The organism is Gilliamella sp. W8123 (genome assembly GCF_016101085.1).
GTDB lineage: Bacteria > Pseudomonadota > Gammaproteobacteria > Enterobacterales > Orbaceae > Gilliamella > Gilliamella apis.
Window position 1 is genome coordinate 1 of record NZ_JACFRE010000018.1, and the last position, 2,965, is coordinate 2,965.

At 40.1% G+C, this 2,965-nt stretch carries 1 protein-coding gene and 1 pseudogene; both read left to right on the forward strand.

Annotated features, from left to right (window positions below; all coding sequences use genetic code 11):
• Positions 1-866: pseudogene (locus H3T56_RS11540) on the forward strand (hypothetical protein); the annotation flags it as partial.
• Positions 867-1,308: 442 nt separating this feature from the next.
• The gene (locus H3T56_RS11545) at positions 1,309-2,784 is read left to right on the forward strand and encodes a hypothetical protein (RefSeq protein ID WP_198193088.1); all 1,476 of its coding nucleotides are present in this window, start codon (positions 1,309-1,311) and stop codon (positions 2,782-2,784) included.
• The last annotated feature ends 181 nt before the right edge of the window (positions 2,785-2,965 follow it).

A 2,965-nucleotide genomic window follows, 5' to 3' on the forward strand; every position in this document is an offset into this window, starting at 1 on the left:
CCAGACCTCTGTTAGAATATAACGGCGAACGTGCTGGTCCTTTTTCTATGTGGGACACAGGCTTAGGGTTTCTTGTTCAGTCATCCGAACCGTCATCTTATGGTCTGAATTTTCCTACTACTGGCGCAGATGGTTTATATTTTGATTTGGTGCTAGGTAGTATTGATACGCAATTAACATGGGATCCTGTTTCACCTAAGGGCGATATTAAAGCGACTATGACCTATTTAAATATCTCAGACCCTAGTATTGTCCGGGTCACCTTAAATGGTCCCGTGGCTACACCGCAGCAATGGCGTGTAGATGATCCGGGTTGGGCAGGTAAGAAAATAATTGCTCCATTATTGCCTCAGACATTTGAGTTGGTGGGTAAAGGTAAAGATAGTCACAATAATGATATCATGTTGAAGTATGGTTTTGTGTTAAAGCAGTGGTTTGTCAACCGAGGTAGTAAAACAGCGGTAGCTTCCAGACAGGGATCATGGTGTCTTAATCTAGGTTTAGGTTTAGGTTATCGTCTTCCACGCCTTAGAGAATTAACTAACGCATCATTCTGTTCTGGCTCTTATTTCTGCCCAAAAAGCGATTATCCATCAAATACTTATCATTATTCGCGACGAATTGGAGCCGGATTTTTAGCTGAGTGGGGTGATATGACTAGATACAAGGATGAGGCGAGAAACCACTATTCCTATTGGTCGAGTGAACCGGTGCCAACTAATCCGGAAAAACCTAATGATACAAGCAATAGCACCACCCAGTATGCCGCGACCGCTGTTTACGGTATGATTAAAGATCCCCCTATAAAAAACGGTGATGCTGCAGTATTTTGCGTCACGGGGGATGAGAAGAAAGAAGATAAATAAATTTATTAGCGCCTTAAAAAGGCGCTAATTGACGTGGCTGATAAAAATACGACACAACTTAATTACCCGTACCAATAGGTTTATTTTTCCGGAGCAGGGTTTTTACAGAAAGGTTAATACTGTGTTTTAAAGACTTAACTTCCTAATAATATTTACAAAATTTAACAATTAAATCATTAAATGTAGTTGCATAGATTTTTTTCAAGTACTATACTCTATAGGTTATTTTAACCGCAATATTCGGTGATGATTTAGTCAGTTAAGCTGGAATAAAATGAAATAAAACATAGTATTACTTGACAAGGGATGTCAAAATGCGTTATAATTTAAAACACCAAACACCAAACACCAAACCTGCCCAACGTTTAATTTAAATTCGTCTCGTTTTAGCCAACGAAGTTTAGTTTTTTCGTGTAGTTTATTTTTTCAGCAAAGCCTTAAATTGCTATCAAGGTTATTTTTATCTTGGTCGATTTTTTTAACTTTACTACCTATTATCTTTCTGCCATTTTCATTTAATAGTCAAGCGCTGACCGCTTATACTACAAATGTTATTCATGGTAATGGCCCTTATTTAACTTTTGATGGTGGTCAAACACGCGCGATAGACTTAAACGAACTGATGAAGATATCCTTCTCTGATGGTACGACATTAACACCGGTAAGTAATAACTCAAACTCATCAGATGCTATTTTACTGCCAGTTGCCGGTCAGAGCTTTGCCGATATTGATATGTTAGTGCCAACTAATGTTAATGCCATACCATTGAGTACCCTTATCGGTACGCCTTATAACTATTGGAATGATGATGATGGCGATGGTGATTTTACCGTCACAGGGCAGTTGCATTTATCTATCCTTGATAAATTTGACCGTCCGGTCACTCGTAACAATGTGCCTACCATTTGTAAAGCACCTTATCGAGTAATGTTAAGAACTGATGATGATATTATTTTATCCACCCGTTATGGCGTACCTAGAAGTCGTCGTTTTACCGCAAGTACTGTCACTTATTATATTAAACCACAGCCAACAGCGGATATTTGCTCTGCCAGACCTCTGTTAGAATATAACGGCGAACGTGCTGGTCCTTTTTCTATGTGGGACACAGGCTTAGGGTTTCTTGTTCAGTCATCCGAGCCGTCATCTTACGGTCTAAATTTTCCTACTACTGGCGCAAATGGTTTATATTTTGATTTGGTGCTAGGTAGTATTGATACGCAATTAACATGGGAGGATGTTTCTCCTAAGGGCGATATTAAAGCGACTATGACCTATTTAAATAGCTCAGACCCTAGTCTTGTCCGGGTCACCTTAAATGGTCCCGTGGCTACACCGCAGCAATGGCGTGTAGATAATCCGGGTTGGGCCGGTGAGAAGATAATTGCTCCATCATTGCCTCAGACATTTGAGTTGGTGGGTAAAGGTAAAGATAGTCACAATAATGATATCGTGTTGAAGTATGGTTTTGTGTTAAAACAGTGGTTTGTCAACCGAGGTAATAAATCAGCGGTAGCTTCCATACAGGGATCATGGTGTCTTAATCTAGGTTTAGGTTTAGGTTATCGTCTTCCGCGCCTTAGAGAATTAACTAACGCAAGGTGTTCTAGCTCGAAAGATTACTGCCCTAAAAATAATTATCCATCAAATGGTACTGGTTATTCACGACGAATTGGTGCCGGATTCTTTGCTGAGTGGGGTTCTCTGGACCGATACTCTAATGCTAATTTCATATATGCTAAACCCTATTGGTCGAGTGAACCGGTTCCAACTGATGCGGAAGGCAAAGAGACGAGCGAAAGCACCACCCAGTACGCCGCGACCGTTGATACTGGTACAATCAGTCGTCTTAGTAAGATATATCCCTATGGTGGTGCAATTTGCGCCGTAGGGGATGAGAAGGAAGAAGATAAATAGCTTTACTAGAGCTTAAAAAAGAAGCTGATTGGCGAGGTTGATAAAAATACGACACAACTTAATTATTCGCACCTGCATTTTTTTCAACGTGGGGGAAAATGAGTTATTATGCTGGTGCTAACTTGTTTGGTCGTAGTAACTGGAACGATGAAACTTCAAACGACAGTTATGATCACTATAT